Here is an 18,528-nt window from a genome sequence, read left to right on the forward strand (position 1 = left end):
CGGCAGATGTTTTTTGCGCGAAAGCGCAGTGTTAACGTAGCGGCAGCGGCAGATGTTTTTTGCGCGAAAGCGCAGTGTTAACGTAGCGGCAGCGGCAGATGTTTTTTGCGCGAAAGCGCAGTGTTAACGTAGCGGCAGCGGCAGCGGAACCGATGTTGGTATCGAAGGCGTTAACACAGGACGTGATGGTTTTAGCCTTCGTTCCTCTATTGCTAATCCCCAAGGAGTCACCCAGTCTTCACTCCAATCAACTTTTCCACATGTTATGCGTTTTTACAAAGGTCATCCCTTTTTGTAATAAGCTATTAAAGCATATATTTTAGATATGGATAGGTACCTTACTAATCTGATTAGCTCTTAATCTGCTCCAACAGGATTAAAATTTACAACTATCATCTGTACAAACTCCGCCGCCTTCGCCTGCCATTTTTAATCCTGGTTGTAAGCCTTCTTCCTCTGCTACTTTACGTAATGTTTCTTCAAATACTTCTTGAGATTGTGCTCCAGAAATACCGTACTTACGGTTTAACACAAAGAACGGTACCCCTCGTACGCCAAGCTGTAGTCCTTCTTGTATATCTGTCTCTACTTCTGTTTTAAAATCATCGTTAGAAAGAACCTTTGCAACTTCTTCACGATTCAAACCTATTTGCTCAGCAATATCGATTAATACATCATCCTGGCCAATACGCTTTGCTTCAATAAAGTAATTATATAATAGTGCTTCAACAAGCGCGGTAGCATCCCCTTGTTGTTCTACCCATTTTACTAGACGATGCGCTTTTAATGTATTTTCCTCCATTAAATTTTCAAAGTTGTAATCTAAACCAACTTCTTTAGCGCGGGCGGCAACACCTTGCGTCATTTCCTTTGCTTTTTCTAGTGACATTCCATACTTTTTCGCCAATGCTTCATACGTAGACACATTTGTATCCACAGGTGTTGTTGGGTCAAGTTGATAGCTTTTATATACGAGCTCTATCTGTCCTGCAAAACCAGTATCCTGAATCGCCTGCTCTAGTTGCTTTTTACCAATATAGCAAAATGGACACACATAATCTGACCAAATTTCAATTTTCATAGCTAGTCACGCTCCTTTTGCTACATTGTAGCGATAGTAATTACAATAAGGCAATTTTTATGCTCCATTGCATAAATTTTCAAAACAATCTACATACTGAACATAAAAACAATGTGAGGGTTATGTATGACACAATCTCTTTGGCTCGGAACAATTGACCCCGTTTCCCTACCATCTCTTCCTGCGTCAACAACTTGTGATGTATGTATAATCGGTGGAGGATTGACGGGACTATATACAGCTTATGTCTTAGCAAAATCAGGTGTAGATGTGGTCTTGCTTGAGGCAAATTCTCATATCGGTCATGGTACGACTGGTCATTCAACAGGAAAATTAACTGCACAGCATAGCTTAGTTTATGCCAACCTTATTGAAAAACTTTCTGTAGATGAGGCAAAGCTCTATTATCAGCTCAACCAAATAGCTGTAGAAAAAGCATTACAGTTACTCCCTAAGGAAAGTATTCAACAAGTAGATTCATTGCTTTATTGCCAAACAAAAGAAGGCTATGCTCAATTATTAAAAGAATGGAATGCCTATAAAGTATTAAATATTAAGGCGAAAATCACTTCTGATACAGAGCTTCCCTTCCCAATTACAAAAGCACTTAGCATGTCCCAGCAGGCTCAAATACATCCTGTAGAAGTTTGTAATTTCCTTGTAAAAGGAGCATTATCAATGGGCGCAAAACTCTATACAAATACCCGTGTTCAGCAATTAAACATACCACAAAATAGCTTACATACCGCAAATGATATGTCGGTTCAATACAATAAGCTTATTTTGTGCTCACACTATCCAATCGAAGCCTTTAGAGGGCTTCAGCTTTTTAAACTTTCTAACAGTCGCTCCTATATGGTTGCTAGCAAAATTACTGATACACTACAAGGTCAATATTTATGCGTAGATAATCCTACTCGCTCTATTCGGACGGCTACCATAAACAACGAGCATTATTTAGTATTAGGTGGAGCTAATCATATTGCAGGTGAAACAACCAATACGGAGCCCTATTATGAGGCCATTCAAAATGAAATGAAGGCGCATTTCGATCAGGATCCAATCTATCGCTGGTCAGCTCAGGACATTGAAACACCTGATATGGTCCCTTATGTTGGAAGGATTACACAGTCCTTGCCTAATGTTTTCATTGCAACTGGCTATCGAAAATGGGGAATTTCGAATTCTTTTGTAGCTGGAGATATACTAGCCTCTTTGATAACAGGAGCAGGGAATGAGGATGGTGCAATACCTCTTTATTCGCCAGCACGTACAAAATTTGGGGCTCAGTTTATGCAAATGCTAAAGGTAGGAGGCTTCGTAGCCAAGGAGTTCGTGACAGGCTATGTTAAACACGCCAATACACCAACTTGCACGCATTTAGGCTGTAAAACAAAATGGAATGAAGCAGACGAAACTTGGGATTGCCCTTGTCACGGTTCTCGCTTTAATGCCAAAGGGGAAGTTCTTGAAGGTCCTGCTGTTCACCCATTAAAGTTAGAATAAAAAAGAGGTTGCCTTTTTCAGGACAACCTCTTTTTCATTATTTCAATGCATCAGTTAAAACTGGCACGATTTGTTTTTTACGAGATACAACACCCGGTAGAAGAACGCGATTATTTACAAGCTCTGCTCCAAACCCTTTTGCTGCAGCCTCTGCTACTTGTCCAATTGCAACGGCAGTTGAATCATTGTTTAAAATATCTGTTACAACAAAGAAGAATAAATCTAAACCATTATCCGCTACATTTTTATTTAATAAAATTTCTAATTCCTCTTGGCGACCAAGTACATCGTTAATATCAACAGCATTTACCTGAGCTACTACCGATTTATATTCACCAAATTGGAATTCTTTTGCATCTAATGATAAAAGATCTTCTAATGATTTATCCGAAAGATCTGCACCTGCTTTAAGCATGGCTAATCCGTATTCAGCAGCATCAACACCTGCAATTTTTGCTAGCTCCTCAGCAGCTTTTACATCTTGCTCTGTGCAAGTTGGAGATTTGAATAATAATGTATCAGAAACGATAGCAGAAAGCATTAATCCAGCAATGTTTGCAGGAATTGCTACGCCATGCTCTTTGAAGATTTTGTTTAAAATTGTTGCAGTACAGCCTACAGGCTCCGCACGGTAGTATAGTGGATCAGCCGTTTGGAAGTTAGCAATACGGTGATGATCAATCACTTCCGCAATTTGTACTTCTTCGATTCCGTCTGCAGATTGCTGGAATTCATTGTGGTCTACAAGAATTACTTTCTCTGCTTCTCCAACTACTGAAGAGATTAATCGAGGTGCCTCAAAGCCAAATTTATTTAAAGCAAATTGTGTTTCGTTATTTACTTCTCCAAGGCGTACCGCTTCAGCATCAACACCAATTTGCTGTTTTAAATATGCATATACAATTGCAGATGTAATTGTATCTGTATCTGGATTTTTATGACCAAAAACTAAAACTTTACTCATTAAATTTATTCCTCCTAAATGGCAATAACATTTATATTTTATTTTATCATATCTTATGAACAAACATGATATAAAGTGAAAGTTTATCTATAAAGGATCACTATATTCCACAACTAAAATCTACTATTTTAGCAAAACACAAAAATTGGAAACACAAGGATGATATTTTTATAACGTATACGATAATTATGAGTTGATTGGAGAGTGGAGACTAAGCGACTCCTTAGGATCACAGCACCACAAATGATACCCTGAAGCGCGAGCTAGTAGAAGAAAGAAGGCTAAAGGCATGACATCCTGTGATCACGTCTTCGTTATGGCGATTATCCGAAATTACCCATCCACACCATATCTAGGTTATTATTAATTTTAATATATTTATACATTTTAATCATCCTATTTTTAACATTTAATAATAATAATTCATAGTTTATAAAAAATATTTACTATTAATAGATATATAGTTGTGTTTTTATATTTATGAAACCATAATTTTATGCTATCATCAGGGAGTCTATATTTTAGGATATATAGGAAATGGGGATCACGATGACAAAGAAGATGGAAAAAAAGTATATTCCTTTAGCAAATTATTTTGAAGTAGCTTTACAACAAGAAATTACTTTATCATTTAGCGAACTCGAAAATATTATGGGACAAGCCTTACCGAATGCAGCTTACTTAAATAGGAGCTGGTGGAAGAAAACAAAGCCCCCTCTCTCTCACTATTTGTCATGGACAGATGCAGGCTACTACGTCATTGATGTAAAGCTCGGTACTAGTGTAACTTTCTCGCGTACACAAATGAAGACTACAAATAATATCTCTAAAAATGACGATAACCCACCTGCATACATAATTCGAGCAATTGAAGCATCAGATGCTAGATTATTTATTCATTTGCAAGAAGAAATTTTCCAACAAACTGATTTCATGTATAACATGAAACACGAATTAGACCTTACAGTTCAACAGCTTCGTAAAGATTTAAGCTATTGGAAACAAATGAAAAACCGCACGATTTTACTTTGTATACTGAATGGTATTTTTGCTGGCTATGCCGTTATCCATGGTTATAAGCACTCTAAAACTAAGCATGTTGCAGCAGTCCATCTAGCTGTTAAGGAAGAGCATCAACGACAAGGCATCGGTTCAGCGCTGATGAAGGCAGCTGAACGCTGGTCTAAACAGCGAGATATTTCGCGCTTAGAAGTATCTGTTATGGAGCATAATGATAGTGCTTTAAGTTTGTTTAAAAAGCTAGGCTTTCAGCAAGAAGGCATCCGCCAAAACGCCGTTAAATTAAATGATAACTTTATTAACGAATATAGCTTAAGTAAAATTTTATAAGCTTCTTTTTCAAGGATGTCTAAAACTTATTTAGACATCTTTTTTATGTGTAATATTGTTAAAAGAATAAGTACTCATAGGTCCGTACTACATTACTACTCGTTGTGAAATTTTTAAAAAACTTGCTTTTCTCTTGCTGCATCTAAGAATAACAAATTATTTTCTACTTGTTCATATGATTGCTGATATTTCTCATATTGCGCCTTATTCTGACTGACCATTTCCTCAATTAGCGCATGTAAAAACGAAAACAAAACTGGAATAATGTCCAAAGTAGATTGCTTTTTCAGACCAAGTGTAAATAAAGCACTTGCATATTCCCGAATAGACGCCAATGCGGAACAAGTAATGGCAATAATTTTAGCCTTTTTCTTCTTGGCAATTTCTACAATCGTTTGAATGTCGTTTGAATACTTGTCCCATGAAAAAACTATCAATGTCGTGCGCTCACCCATACTGTTAATTTGCTGTACAATATCATCAGATTCTGAGCGAAGCTGTTTCACATTTGGACGTAAAGTTTTCATTGTAGACGATAACCAATTTGCAATAGGCGCAGCTTGACGAGTACCTAAAATATAAACGTACTCTGCTTCATGCATCCATTTTGAGCTTTTTTGAAGCATATTATCGTTAATTAAATGAATCGTATCTTGAATATTTTGGATATCACGTTGCATCACCTTACTAAAACTTGGAACATCGAGTTTATTTGAAGAATATGTAGGTTGAAGACTCGCACCACCATTTTGAGTCATTAAATAGCTTCTAATTTTATCTTGAAGCTCTACATAGCCCGATAAATCCATCGCATAACAAAAACGAATAACCGTTGATTCACTAACATTAGCCTGTCTACCCACTTCTGCTGCTCCGTTACCAATTACAACTGTAGGGTTATTCCTAACAAATTGTGCAACTTTACGCTGTCCCTTCGACAACCTAACAAATCTTCTTTCTATTTCTTCATTAATACTCATTTCTAACAACCTTTCTTTCAATGAAATTATCACGGATGGAGATTGTTTCCTAATGACTCTAAATTCGATTAAAAATACAGTATCACGATTACAATTTGAATACAATGACTTTTCTGAAAAATCTTTAACGCTTTAACTTGCTAATATGACAGTTCGTAATAAATAGATATAAAATAGTTCTATTTTCATTATTAAAGTTTATTGTTGGCTCATCACTATAACCCAAGGGTTGTTTTCCGTTGCGGCGCGGCGCTTTCCTACGAAGTTCGTTCCATGCTCCCAACTGACACTGTAATTTGACCTCAAGGAGTCGCCCTGCCCCTACTTCAATCAACTTATCCACATGATATACATTCTAAAAAATATCATTTCTATTTTTAGTGATGAACCTTATTGATTGTGATTTTAACAGATTTTTAAAAACATTTGTATAAAAATTAAATAAAACTAATTTTTATGTAACAAAATTAAAGAAAATGTCTTGGACTATAGTTCATCCAAGACATGTTTTTTTATTAATCTAATTCAATTTGTTTGGTTTCTTGACCTAAGAAGATTACCCCAATAACACCGATAATAATCGCTCCGCAGAATATCGCAAAGATGAAGCCGATATCATAACCTGCTGTTAATAAAAATCCTACTAATAGAGGTCCAAAAATACCACCGATGCGCCCAACAGCTGCTGCCATTCCTGCACCTGTTCCACGAATAATTGCAGGATACTGCTCAGGTGTATAAGCGTAAAGTGCACCCCATGCCCCTAAGTTAAAGAACGATAAAAACATTCCTGATGTTAATAGTACTACCATTGTTTCGGCATTACCAAAAATGAAAGCACTTACAGCTGTACCAATTAAATAGGAAACAAGCACAAATTTTCGTCCAAATTTTTCTATAAACCATGCAGCTGTAAAATAACCTGGTAGCTGTGCAAGCGTCATAATGAGAACATATTTAAAACTTGTAATCATATCAAAGCCTTTACTAACCATGACACTTGGAAGCCATAAAAACATACCGTAATATGAAAAAACAACCGTAAACCATAACACCCATAGCATAAGTGTCGAACGTACATATTTTTTTGACCATACTTCTCGAATATTTTGTACAACACTACGTTTCTTAGACTCTGCCTTTACTGCAAATTGAGGTGAATCTGGTAAGTGCCAGCGAAGATAAATTGCATATATAGCTGGAATTGCCGTTAACAATAAAGCAATACGCCATCCCCATGATGGAATAACAAAATACGAAATCAATGCTGCTATTAACCAACCAACTGCCCAGAAGCTTTCCAGTAAAACGACCACTCGCCCACGCTCTTTGGCTTCTACACTCTCAGAAACTAGCGTTGATGCGACTGGCAATTCTCCCCCTAGTCCCATGCCTACTAAAAAGCGTAGTGCCATAAAAGCAGCTAATGTAGTTGTAAATGCAGACAAGCCACTTGCAATCGAAAATAATACAAGCGTCCACATAAAAATTTGCTTACGTCCTACTTTATCGGCAAGCACGCCGAATACAAGAGCTCCTATAGCCATCCCAATTGAGTTTATACTACCTATCCAACCAGATTGACTTGGTGTTAATCCCCAATCAACTGCTAGTGCTGCAATAACGAATGATAATATTCCTACATCCATTGCATCGAAAAGCCAGCCAACACCTGCTACCCGCAAAAGCTTATTACGAGAAATAGATTGTTGAACCTTATTTGTTGTTACTGTATTTGTCGTCATTCCAACCACCTGTCTTTACACTTGACTTTACATCTTAAGTTTACTATACAGTTGTTTCAAGAAAGTGACAAGCAAAAATTCAAATTACCGAATTGTTTCGACAATTTCTCAAATTCTATTGAAAACATGGGGCAATTTGCGTTAAAATGTCTTTTATACAAAAACAACTGTTCTTTCTATAAGAACAAAAGGAGATCGTAAACGTTATGTGGAAAGGCCTAATTGAAGAATATAAACAATTTTTACCCGTAACAGAAAATACACCTGCTCTAACTTTAAACGAAGGCAATACGCCTCTTATACATTTAGTAAATCTATCTAAAAAACTTGGCATTGAGCTTTATGGAAAAATCGAAGGTGCAAACCCAACCGGTTCATTTAAAGACCGTGGTATGGTGTTTGCCGTTGCAAAAGCAATTGAAGATGGCAGCAAATGCGTTATTTGTGCTTCAACTGGTAACACATCAGCTGCAGCAGCAGCTTATGCAACACGTGCTGGAATCCAGTCCATAGTCGTTATCCCTAAAGGAAAAGTGGCTCTAGGTAAGCTAGCCCAAGCGACAATGTATGGTGCAAAGATTATCGAAATAGACGGTAATTTTGATGATGCATTAAACATTGTTCGTCAAGTAAGTGAAACAACTCCAGTGGCACTTGTAAACTCTGTGAATCCATTCCGTATTGAGGGGCAAAAAACGGCATCATTTGAAATTGTAGATGCTCTAGGAACAGCTCCAGATTATCTTTGCATCCCTGTTGGTAACGCAGGTAACATTACTGCATACTGGAAAGGCTTTAAAGAATATGATGCTGCAAAAGGCTCTGGTCTACCAAAGATGTTCGGCTTTGAGGCTGAAGGTGCAGCAGCAATTGTAAAAGGTGAACCTATTGCTAATCCTGAGACAGTGGCAACAGCTATTCGTATCGGTAATCCTGCAAGTTGGAAATTTGCAGAAGCAGCTCGCGACGAGTCTGGTGGAATTATTGATTCGGTGACAGACGAAGAAATTTTAGCTGCCTACAAATTAATTGCTGGCACTGAAGGAATTTTCGTTGAACCAGGCTCAGCTGCATCATTAGCAGGCGTTATTAAATCAGTTGAAAATGGCAAGATTGCGAAGGGCTCTAAAGTTGTGACAATTTTCACGGGTAATGGATTGAAAGATCCTGATACTGCAATGAATGTATCGACTGTAGATGTTGTCTCACTTAAAAACGATGAGGAAGAAATTCGAAAATACATTGAGGACGTTCTATGAGTAACATGTGGGAAATCTCAGTTCCTGGGAGTACAGCCAATCTAGGACCGGGCTTTGATTCAATAGGACTTGGTTTATCTCTTTACTTAAAGTTAACCGTATCTTTACAGGATAGTTGGGAAATTATCCACCTCGATGATAATGGTCCTAAAGAGTTTGAGCTGGAAGAGCACTTACTATACGTGATTGCCAAGAAAATTGCAGATCAATACGGTAAGCAGCTACCTGCCTGCCGTGTTGAAATGGCAAGTGAGCTTCCATTAGCCCGTGGTTTGGGGAGCAGTGCAGCAGTCATCGTTGCAGGAATTGAACTAGCTAACCAAGTCTGTGATATAGGCTTAACTGTACAGGATAAACTAAATTTATCCTCACAAATCGAAGGACATCCAGACAATGCAACAGCCTCAGTATTAGGAGGATTAACAATTTCCTCAATGGATGAAAATGGCGTTGTTGATACATTTCATGTCAATGATATAGATGCTTCCTTTGTTGTATATGTGCCCGATTTCGAGCTAAAAACAAGTGAATCTCGTTCTGTTTTACCAGAACAATTTGACCGTGCGTATGCAATTAGGGCATCAGCAAATGCTAATATGCTAGCAGCATCACTAATGGTTCGTGACTTTGAGCGTGCAGGTCGTTATATGGAAGTTGATTTATTCCATGAACCTTTCCGCAACAAATTAATTCCACAGTATACAGAAATTCATGTAGCAGCAAAGGCTAATGGGGCATTTGGAACTGCATTAAGCGGGGCTGGACCAACACTGATTTCCATCATCCCTACTGCTATTGCACAAGATTTCGTAAATGCCATGAAAAATCAATTTCCAGAACACCAAATTATCTTAACAAAAGCCGATGAACATGGTGTACAGGTAAAATTTGAACGTCTACTACAAAAGTAGACGTTTTTTCTTAAGGGGGAAGTAGCTTGAAGCCAATTATTTTCTGTGATTTTGATGGCACTATAACAGAAACAGATAACATCGTCTCACTAATGACTCAATTCGTTCCAGAGGAGTCTGAGAAAATTGCTAAGGCAATGATGAAGCAAACTATAACTTTTAAAGATGGCGTTTCAGCAATGTTCGAGCTATTATCAACTAAACAAAAAGATGCTGTTATCCAATATTTATTGGATACGGCCATTATACGTGATGGCTTTGGCGATTTCGTTCGTTTTGCACAGGAGAAACATATTCCGCTTTATATAGTTAGTGGTGGTGTTGATTTTTTCATTGAGCCACTATTAAAAAAATACGGCCCATTTTCTGGTATATATTGTAACAGTGCTGATTTTTCAGGACAGCAAATTAAGCTCATCTTTCCAAATAGCTGTGATGAAGAATGTGCCAAATTTGAGATACAGGGTTGTGGTTGCTGCAAGCCAAGTGTCATGCGAAAAGTTGCACAGAGCAATCATTTTAAAATCGTGATTGGCGATTCACTTTCTGATTTTGAGGCAGCAAAACAGGCAGATTTAGTACTTGCTAGGGATCATCTTATTAAACGCTGTAAAGATCTCCATCTTCCTTATGAGCCCTTTGAAACATTCTATGATTGCTTAGAAGTTGTACAAAAGCTAATGGAAGCAGAAAAGGCTGTTTCAATGTAATTGAACAGCTTAGTGAAATAAGGGCGGTATGTTTAGAAGTGCCGCCCTTATTTCTACATAACAAAGGGAGCCACCTTCAATTAGATGGCTCCCTTTTCAAATTCATCGTTTATTTTTCGTCTTAAAAAATCTCTTTCGACGTTCATACCAAATAACACAAATGATAAACCACGTATATCCCATACTCCATCCAGCCAATACATCTGAAGCAAAATGACGGGCGCCAGCAATTCGAGACAGACCAACAAGTACAGTTAGAACAATTGCCCCAAGCCATAGCAATGTCTTACGTCCCTTGCTATTGTTCTCCGAAAAAATATAAGCTATTGTAAATAAATACAAGATTCCGGTCATAGCATGTCCAGAAGGAAAGCTATAGGATGTTAATTGTTCTTCAATCTCAGGTCTTGGCCGCTGCACCCATTTTTTCAATAACTGGTTAAGTACATTCCCACCTGCAACCGTTAACAAAACAAATAATATCCCTCGGTTATTTTTTACCTTCCATGCTAAATATACTATTAAGACTATAGCTACGGACACTACAAATGCCGGTTCTCCTATATAGTGAAAAAATTCTATAAAACGATTACCGAAAAATAAATCAGCCATTTTTGTATCAAAAGTATGAATAAATTCACTTTGAAAAGTAACTCGTAACACAAAAAAGATAATGAGCGTTAATACCGCTAAAGGATATGCCCATTTTTTCATATAATACTTCACCTCAAAACCATATGCTGTTATATTTTTCACATCATATCATATTTAAGCCAGCTTGAGGTGAATTTGCTTTTTACCCCGTGAACAACTCCCAACGCAAAGAAGTTAGGTACGAGGTTAACTGCCTGTATATCCCCGATTGGTGAAACTTTACCTAACCCAATGCGCCCCCTCTTTCTTTAGGTATAACAAATGTTTTGACTTCTGCTTTATTAAAATAATTCGAAAGAGCTAATGCAACGATAAATAAGATTGCAACGATAGGTATTATTTTTCTAAACAAAATATACACTTCCTCACCTTCAGTTTGAATTATTTTATTAACACTGGATCGAATAACCAATCCTTTGGCCCAAAGTTTTTATCCTTCTCTCCTCTTACCTCGCGAGATATATTGTTTTTAATAATTAATTCTCTAAACTTTCTACTGAACAAAGTCTTTCGATATAAATATCTCCCGTCATGGCTCCATTCCGCTGAAAAGAATACATCATTTTTTATATTGGTTAAATCTTTGTGATGATATATATCAGGACCATTGATTACCCCACTTAAACCACAACCACATGGAGGCTGTTCTGTCGCAAAATATAATTTAACTCTTTCAATGCTGCTTTCTGGCAATACTTGTGTCGGTATAATTTGAAAAGCTTTTTGCTTCCCTTCTTCCGGTCCTTGATGAATAACCTCTAAAAGTTCATAGCCATTAATATCCTCTTGCTTCATTAATGTCACTAATTCCTGTGAAGCTACCCAATATCCGCTCACATGAACTAGATGACGATCTTTCATTTCTGTTGTATCTATTACTAATGGTGAAAGTTGCTCTTTTTCCATTAGTCCGCAATGCTGGCAATGGGTGCTTATAGAAAATAAAGTACCTTTATCATCTATAAACATATCAGTTGAGTTACCCGTTGAGTTTAACGTAAACAATGATGCTTGCTCATATTCGTAATCTGAAAAGTCAAAGTAAAAACGCTCTCCGATTGAAACGATCCCCAACTCGTGTTCCAATGATTTATATAGTGCTGCTACATGTTCATATGTGATTTCTTCATTTAATGTAAAAATAGGATTGAATGATGCCTTTAATTTTCTTTTTCTTATTTCAGGTGCACCGATAAAAATACCATAGCGATTATAAACTTTAATGACTTGATCTTGACTAGATTCATCTATAGAAAATAAGTTTTCAAGTTCTACTTTCAAAATACACGCCTACCTTTATATAAAGTTTTATGGTGAAGTATGTTGACTAGCTAGTAACTTTAAAAAAAATCTACAATCTCTACTTTATTCATAGATAGTCAGGCTCTTATTTTAAACGAAATCTTATATAGTAATACTTACTATAGCAAATCTACTTAACCACGATTATCTTAAGCGTACCAGTACTTACACCGATATTTCAACGATGGGTTTACGCCAATTTTTTGGCGGTCTTCGTCTCGATTTTTGGCGTGATTTGGCGGACACACAAAGAACACCGCCAAATTTTGGCGGTGTTACATGAAAATTATAGGCATTTCGAATTGAGGTTTAGGTAAAATCAACCAAGTTAAAATACGGTATTGCAAAACCACCTAAACTCTCCCTTTTTATTGAAAAATATACCAACTAAAATAAGTATAACATACAGACAATCTATAGTAAATTCATTCTTTCTGCAAGATTTACAGCTTCTGTCCGCGAATCTACATTCAATAAAGAAAACAGCTGAGTTAAATATCTTTCAGTTGTTCGCTGAGGAATATTTAATTCTATAGCAATCGCTTTATTCGTATGTCCTTCAGCTATTAATCTTAAAATTTTCTTTTCTTTTTCATTTAAGTGAATATCGAGTTTTGCATCTTGCAGTTTAAATTTATTATCGAGAAAATCCAAGAAGTTTTGAGGCAAAACAATTTCACCATTTGCAATGGCTCGAACAGTTCGCAAAATTTGTTCCTTAGATGCTGTTTTAGCTAAAATACCTTCTATTTTTCGTTCTAAAATAAGTGGATAATAATCAGTAATATCATCACCAGTATAAAGGATAATTGAAGCATTTGACTGGATAGCTTTAATGTTTCGTCCTAAATTAATGCCATTTTCTAACGGCATATTTATATCAATTAAGTAGATATCATATGGTTTGTTTTTAATTATTTGTATGACATGAGTTGCATCACTTTCTGTATCAACTATAATATCTTCATTTTCTTGAAATAAATTTTTCGTTCCCTCTAACACAATTGGGTGATCATCCACTATAAGCATCGTTATCAAGTGTATCACTTCCTTCTTTTACTGTAATTCTAATAGACATTCCTTCATTAACCTGTGAATCTATGTAAAACTGTCCGTTAAAGGCCTTTACACGCTCTTGCATACCTTGAATTCCCATCGATTCTGCGACAATAATATCATCAATATTACATCCTACACCATCATCCTTATAGATGATTTCAAAACCATTGTCCATTTCCAGCAGATGAATCTCAACCGTCGTTGCATAGGAATGTTTTAAAGAGTTGTTGAGTAATTCTTGAAATAGTCGATAAATCATTAAATTCATACGCTCATCCTCTAAATAAAGGCGATCTATCGTATAAATTAACACAAAACTAGCTCTTTCTATTACTTTACGAATTAGCTTTTCTAATGCAGCGTTCAGCCCTAATGTATCTAATAATGGAGGCTTCAAATTTTCGCAATAAGCTCTTAAATCATGTAATGACGCAACCATCTGCTTATGAATTTTTGCAAGTTTTTGCTGGACATCTGTTGTATCCTTCGCATTGACTAGGACATCAACCTCCCGTGCAATATGGAGCTGCTCTTGCAAATTTGTATCATGTAATTCTTGAGCTAATTGATATTTTTCCTCTTCAAACCTTAACCATAATAATTTGCTTAACCAAGGTAATTGACTATCATCTGCTTGCCTCATATGCTTTAGTTCCTCTAACAGTTCTTCTACCATCTTTGTATTTTCAATAAAATTGTTTACATATAATAAGAACAACTCAAGCCATAGAAGCTCTTCATCTTTTAAATGAATCGAATTATTATGTCGCAATACTAATACTCTTTTATAATGAGCATCTTGATGGAGGAAGGCTAGATAGACTTGATCAAGTTTTTTAATTTCCCCTATTTTTAAATCTTCCATTAGCATTGGATTAATCGGAAGACTTCCCTCAACCGTTGCTGTAAATTGCTTTGTGTCATAGTCATAAGTTAAAACAAATACGAGTTCGAGCTCAAGATGTAGAGAAACCTCCTGAGCAAATTTCTCTAGAAGCTCATTTATTTTTATTGTTTTACCGATTCTATCTACCGCAGTATATAACTGATGTATATAATCCCCTTTTGTCGAAAATAAAATTTTTCGTTTTCGATAATCGACTTTCTCTTTTATGTAAAAAAGAACAACTAACGATGTAAAAGTAAAAAATGAAACACCTGATATTACGGTCATCGTTAAATATTTTCCTGCAATCCAATGCAATCCAACTATAAACCACAAAGTAAAAATCAATGAAAAGATTACATAATAACGTAATCTAGTAATATGATATTCGATATCAAATAGCCGATCTGCTAATTGTGTAAAGATAAAGCTAAAAGGAATAAGCAATAAAAATAAAGAGCTGGTTTCACCTGAAAGAATATACTTATCAAAAAAAATTTTAGGAAGTGAATATAAAAAAAGAAATGGCAGAAACGGTATCAATATACTACTTAACAATATTTTCAACTGAGGTGATTTATATTTGAAATAGCTTAGCAATAACATAATAAGGATAATAATAAGGAGAATGAAGAAAAGGACTAATACTACATTAGAAAGAGCAACATAAGAAGCAGGATAGAAAGTGCTAATACAGCCCAGTAAAAAAGCGACTACGGGGAATATATAAAAGAATTTGATATTTTTTGTAAATACCCACTTAGTTTTTACAAATGAATAATAATCTCTTAAAAAATGCAATAATACGACTAAACATAACACCATACTACTACGATTTACTATAATCCCAATTCCATTTAATCTACTCGATACTCCACTGCTTACATAAGCTAATGAAACAGTTAGCATAAAAAGAATAAGTAAGTTAGTAAGCTTTATATTTTTTTGGTTAAAATGTAGATAGATAGTAATAAATAGCGTTAATAGATAATAACAAGCTGGAAATACTAATATATAGTAAAATTGGTGCGGGATATCTAAATGCTTGATATGTATGTCTTTTATTTCTCCATTTGGCTTCATGATTGTAATTTCATTAGCAGCTACTATTTCAGTTTTATATTTCAGCTGATTTAGATGATCCATTGGCACATCATCTACTCTTAAAATAACATCAGATGATGAAATATTTTCCCACCCTGTCCAGTCTTTATAATAAGGTTGCGTTACCCCCCACTTGCCATCCTCTTTTTCTATCTCAATTCTTAATAACGGCCCACTATAATTCACATAATTCAGATAAATACCAATCGCTAAATAGAGCATTATAGCGGGCCAAAACAACTTACTACTCAACGATTTTAATCCCAAGCTTCACTTTTCAACTCTATTTCACTACTATACGCATCTAAAATTGCTTTTTGTTCTACAGACGAAATTCCAATCAATGATGCTTTTTGTGCTTTTAATAGAGCAACTAGGTCTGGGTTCTTTTCTAGATATTGAATTACATTAATCATACAAATCTCTCCTCATTTCATTAATTCTTTTAGGTAGTCTTTACCTACCTCATTTATAGATACATTTTCAAGAGTATTTAATGCTTTAAACTTGTAAACATTTTTAATAGTAATTGCATAACGTATTGCACCACCATTTGTCAACTCGTTTTCCGTAGCATTATTATCCAAAAATACATCTATATTGTCATTATAATAGTTTATTACAAACTTTGAAACATCATTTTTCTGTGCTAAAAGATAAATAATAGGCAATGAGTATCTTTTATTTAGCAAATCGTTTTTGGGTCCCCAAGTTTTTAAACTTTGAATATCGTTTTTAATTTGTTGGATAATACCTATGTATCTCCCATACTCCTCAACCTCAGAAGATATCTCACCTTTTGCAAGCACTTCACCAATTAAGCAACCCATTGTTGTTAATGAACCCGACTTTTTTTCAATCATTTGTAAATAGGATTGCTCATCCCTACAAGTATTGAGTAAATCTAGTTGCTGACCGTTTATACTCTGCAAAGCATAATCCTCTAGTATTTGAATAGCGGTACTTTTGTGTTCAAAAGAAGTCTCACGTATAGTTCTAGAAGCCATAACTAGCATAGCTAAAGCAACATTTAATGATAGTTCAGGTGTTCTAGTCCAACTGTAGTCTGAATCATTATCCTGCAAGTCATCGATTATATCAAAGGACAAAATGAGAAGTTCAATAGCAGCGGCAACTTTATAAATATCCTCATTCAAACAATCTGTAAATGCTTCATAATGCCAATAACATAACTTACCAAACGAATAGCCAATTGCCTTTTTTTCTTCCTTAAAACTTTTTAGCATCGACCTTAGTTCATGACCTATCAATGCCTCGTTCTCAATTAGAATGTCCAATGATTCATTAATTTGAACGTCAAGCTCCTTCAATAGTCCTCTACCCCCTTACGTATGTTATTAAATATTATATAGATTAATGGGAAATAATACTAGATATCAAAAATTAAAGGAAATATCTTACACAAAACCATTTGAACGAGAATACCGCCAAATTGTGGCGGTATTTGTGATAAGGACGCCATTTTTTTGTTAAGAAATAGTAAAATAAGTGGCGGTTTTTTATAATTGACCGCCACTTTTCGGCGTAAACTCACCATTGAAATGGCGTCCTTACTGATGATACGCTTAAATTAAGGGAAATTTATATTTTTGTTCGTACACTAATCTTTGATTAATTCAACATTAAAAGGTTCATTACCTTAGAAATGACCGTATGCAATGTAAATAAATTGATTGGAGAGAAGGCTGGTCGACTTCTTGGAATGCCCATTCGAAACGGAATTCCCCTACGTATTGTGATGAGCCTTTTTATAGGAATCATTAAATCTTTAACAAAGAAATTCTCAAAACACTGGGAGTGATTGAAATGAAAAATGAAGTAAATGAAAACATTTTAATACTTACGGGTAATTTCTCCTGTACAATTTCTGTGTCTAAAGAAGAAATCACCATTAAAAAACCTTCGAAGGAACAACAATATTTTGAGCAAATAATTATTAATGCCGAGCAACAGGCTTATCAAGAAACATTAGCAGAGTATAAAAGCAAATCTACTTTTTCAAATTTCATTTGCAATATTCCTGGATTTGAGGATACTTTTCAGCAAAAGCTGGACACTTTTATTGAACAATATGGAATTATAAGAGTATCTGAAGATAGTCTATCTATGTTACCTTTAGTAAGTCCATTTACCTCAGGTTTGAATATACTTCCACCTATAATCTATACGTCGCCAAGCTTTAGTATTATAAATGCAAGAGGCAATTGCTCCAGCACTTCATCTATTGGAAATGCTGCTAAAATTGGCGAAACAGTCAACTTGCCTATTTATCTTCATAATTCAGAAGTAGAAATGGATATGTCCCCTTTAGGAAAGTATACTGCTGTAACTGAAGCAAATTGGGCACACAAACGATCAACTGCCACTTTTACCGGGGTTTCCATTAGTGAAAATGGTATTTCTTTTAATATTACTTCAGCATTTAATGCATGGAATAAAGCGATTATTAAACATTAAGAATTACGCTGCATTGGGTATGGCACACTTATAGATCTGTGCCCCCCCTTCTTCCTTAAGACCATTCTATATGCCATTTCAATAGTTCTATTATTCTCTTTGGCTCTTCTATCTGCAGCTTTGACTATCTATCATTCATTTCTACTGGATAATGCGAAGCTTTCAATGTTCTATTCATAAGAAAAAAGATGCCTCAAATGAACTTTGAGACACCTCTAATTTATTAACCTTTTACATAATAAACTTCTTGGCCGCTTTCGATGATATGATCAGGCTTAGGTTTACCAGCACTTGCTTTATGACCAGCAATATGCTCAGGACTCTTCTCCCAATTTTTCCATGCCTCTTCTGATTCCCATCGAACCACAATTAGCACTTCTTCATCACCACGTCGTACTTTTTTTACAAGTACTTGCTTATCAATAAAGCCTGGCTGTTGTTCGAGCAATGATGGACCATCTTTTTTGGCACCAAAACGCTCAACAACTTTATCCGATTTCCCTTCCGTAACGACAATACGTTTAATTTGTACAAACATA

The 18,528-nt window shown here is 35.6% G+C and carries 18 protein-coding genes; 6 read left to right on the top strand and 12 right to left on the bottom strand.

The annotated features are described in order from the left end of the window. Window positions 1-376 precede the first annotated feature (376 nt). The gene (locus ACQKNC_RS11785; protein ID WP_427425038.1) at window positions 377-1,081 is read right to left on the bottom strand and encodes a DsbA family oxidoreductase; all 705 of its coding nucleotides are present in this window, start codon (window positions 1,079-1,081) and stop codon (window positions 377-379) included. A gap of 126 nt (window positions 1,082-1,207) precedes the next feature. Between ACQKNC_RS11785 and ACQKNC_RS11790 the strand changes: the two genes are divergently transcribed. Continuing rightward, window positions 1,208-2,587, top strand: a complete 1,380-nt coding sequence (locus tag ACQKNC_RS11790) for an FAD-dependent oxidoreductase (protein ID WP_427425039.1) — start codon at window positions 1,208-1,210, stop codon at window positions 2,585-2,587. Window positions 2,588-2,624: 37 nt separating this feature from the next. Here the strand turns inward: ACQKNC_RS11790 and ACQKNC_RS11795 are convergent, their stop codons facing one another. Continuing rightward, window positions 2,625-3,551 carry a manganese-dependent inorganic pyrophosphatase gene (locus tag ACQKNC_RS11795; RefSeq protein ID WP_427425040.1) on the bottom strand — a complete coding sequence of 309 codons (927 nt, stop codon included), beginning with the start codon at window positions 3,549-3,551 and terminating at the stop codon, window positions 2,625-2,627. Window positions 3,552-4,100: 549 nt separating this feature from the next. Here ACQKNC_RS11795 and ACQKNC_RS11800 point away from each other — a divergent pair. Next, window positions 4,101-4,901: an N-acetyltransferase family protein gene (locus ACQKNC_RS11800; protein ID WP_427425041.1), complete on the top strand. Its 801-nt coding sequence runs from the start codon at window positions 4,101-4,103 to the stop codon at window positions 4,899-4,901. A 113-nt stretch (window positions 4,902-5,014) separates the two neighbouring features. On the opposite strand, the gene ACQKNC_RS11805 is transcribed toward ACQKNC_RS11800, so the two are convergent. Beyond that, window positions 5,015-5,881 (bottom strand): MurR/RpiR family transcriptional regulator, encoded by an 867-nt coding sequence (locus ACQKNC_RS11805; RefSeq protein ID WP_427425042.1) that lies wholly within the window; start codon window positions 5,879-5,881, stop codon window positions 5,015-5,017. Between the two features lie 515 nt (window positions 5,882-6,396). Then, a complete protein-coding gene (locus ACQKNC_RS11810; RefSeq protein WP_427425043.1) occupies window positions 6,397-7,626 on the bottom strand; it encodes an MFS transporter in 1,230 nt (409 codons plus the stop codon). A 206-nt stretch (window positions 7,627-7,832) separates the two neighbouring features. On the opposite strand from ACQKNC_RS11810, the gene thrC reads away from it, so the two are divergent. From thrC to ACQKNC_RS11825, 3 genes are read left to right on the top strand one after another with little or no spacing between them, the layout of a single operon-like run. Next, a complete protein-coding gene (gene thrC / locus ACQKNC_RS11815) occupies window positions 7,833-8,885 on the top strand; it encodes a threonine synthase (protein ID WP_427425044.1) in 1,053 nt (350 codons plus the stop codon). After that, window positions 8,882-9,796, top strand: a complete 915-nt coding sequence (gene thrB / locus ACQKNC_RS11820; RefSeq protein WP_427425045.1) for a homoserine kinase — start codon at window positions 8,882-8,884, stop codon at window positions 9,794-9,796. Before thrC ends, thrB begins: the two co-directional genes overlap by 4 nt. A 26-nt stretch (window positions 9,797-9,822) precedes the next feature. Then, window positions 9,823-10,506 (top strand): 2-hydroxy-3-keto-5-methylthiopentenyl-1-phosphate phosphatase, encoded by a 684-nt coding sequence (locus tag ACQKNC_RS11825; RefSeq protein WP_427425046.1) that lies wholly within the window; start codon window positions 9,823-9,825, stop codon window positions 10,504-10,506. A gap of 102 nt (window positions 10,507-10,608) precedes the next feature. Here ACQKNC_RS11825 and ACQKNC_RS11830 read toward each other — a convergent pair whose 3' ends face one another. The 7 genes from ACQKNC_RS11830 to ACQKNC_RS11860 form a co-directional block, all read right to left on the bottom strand. Next, complete coding sequence (locus tag ACQKNC_RS11830) at window positions 10,609-11,220, bottom strand: phosphatase PAP2 family protein (RefSeq protein ID WP_427425047.1); 612 nt, start codon at window positions 11,218-11,220, stop codon at window positions 10,609-10,611. Between the two features lie 163 nt (window positions 11,221-11,383). Further along, a complete protein-coding gene (locus ACQKNC_RS11835) occupies window positions 11,384-11,512 on the bottom strand; it encodes a hypothetical protein (RefSeq protein WP_427425228.1) in 129 nt (42 codons plus the stop codon). Window positions 11,513-11,541: 29 nt separating this feature from the next. After that, on the bottom strand, window positions 11,542-12,441 hold the full coding sequence (locus ACQKNC_RS11840; RefSeq protein WP_427425048.1) for a hypothetical protein: 900 nt from the start codon (window positions 12,439-12,441) through the stop codon (window positions 11,542-11,544). Window positions 12,442-12,876: 435 nt separating this feature from the next. After that, a complete protein-coding gene (locus tag ACQKNC_RS11845; protein ID WP_427425220.1) occupies window positions 12,877-13,491 on the bottom strand; it encodes a response regulator in 615 nt (204 codons plus the stop codon). After that, the gene (locus tag ACQKNC_RS11850) at window positions 13,475-15,733 is read right to left on the bottom strand and encodes a sensor histidine kinase (RefSeq protein ID WP_427425221.1); all 2,259 of its coding nucleotides are present in this window, start codon (window positions 15,731-15,733) and stop codon (window positions 13,475-13,477) included. Before ACQKNC_RS11850 ends, ACQKNC_RS11845 begins: the two co-directional genes overlap by 17 nt. A gap of 35 nt (window positions 15,734-15,768) precedes the next feature. Then, a complete protein-coding gene (gene comX / locus ACQKNC_RS11855) occupies window positions 15,769-15,927 on the bottom strand; it encodes a competence pheromone ComX (protein ID WP_427425049.1) in 159 nt (52 codons plus the stop codon). 12 nt (window positions 15,928-15,939) lie between these two features. Then, the gene (locus tag ACQKNC_RS11860; protein ID WP_427425050.1) at window positions 15,940-16,842 is read right to left on the bottom strand and encodes a polyprenyl synthetase family protein; all 903 of its coding nucleotides are present in this window, start codon (window positions 16,840-16,842) and stop codon (window positions 15,940-15,942) included. Between the two features lie 496 nt (window positions 16,843-17,338). On the opposite strand from ACQKNC_RS11860, the gene ACQKNC_RS11865 reads away from it, so the two are divergent. Continuing rightward, window positions 17,339-17,989: a hypothetical protein gene (locus ACQKNC_RS11865; protein ID WP_427425051.1), complete on the top strand. Its 651-nt coding sequence runs from the start codon at window positions 17,339-17,341 to the stop codon at window positions 17,987-17,989. A 223-nt stretch (window positions 17,990-18,212) separates the two neighbouring features. On the opposite strand, the gene ACQKNC_RS11870 is transcribed toward ACQKNC_RS11865, so the two are convergent. Then, complete coding sequence (locus ACQKNC_RS11870; protein ID WP_427425052.1) at window positions 18,213-18,527, bottom strand: antibiotic biosynthesis monooxygenase family protein; 315 nt, start codon at window positions 18,525-18,527, stop codon at window positions 18,213-18,215. Between the last annotated feature and the right edge of the window lies 1 nt (window position 18,528).

This window comes from Lysinibacillus sp. NPDC094177 (assembly GCF_050279145.1).
GTDB lineage: Bacteria > Bacillota > Bacilli > Bacillales_A > Planococcaceae > Lysinibacillus.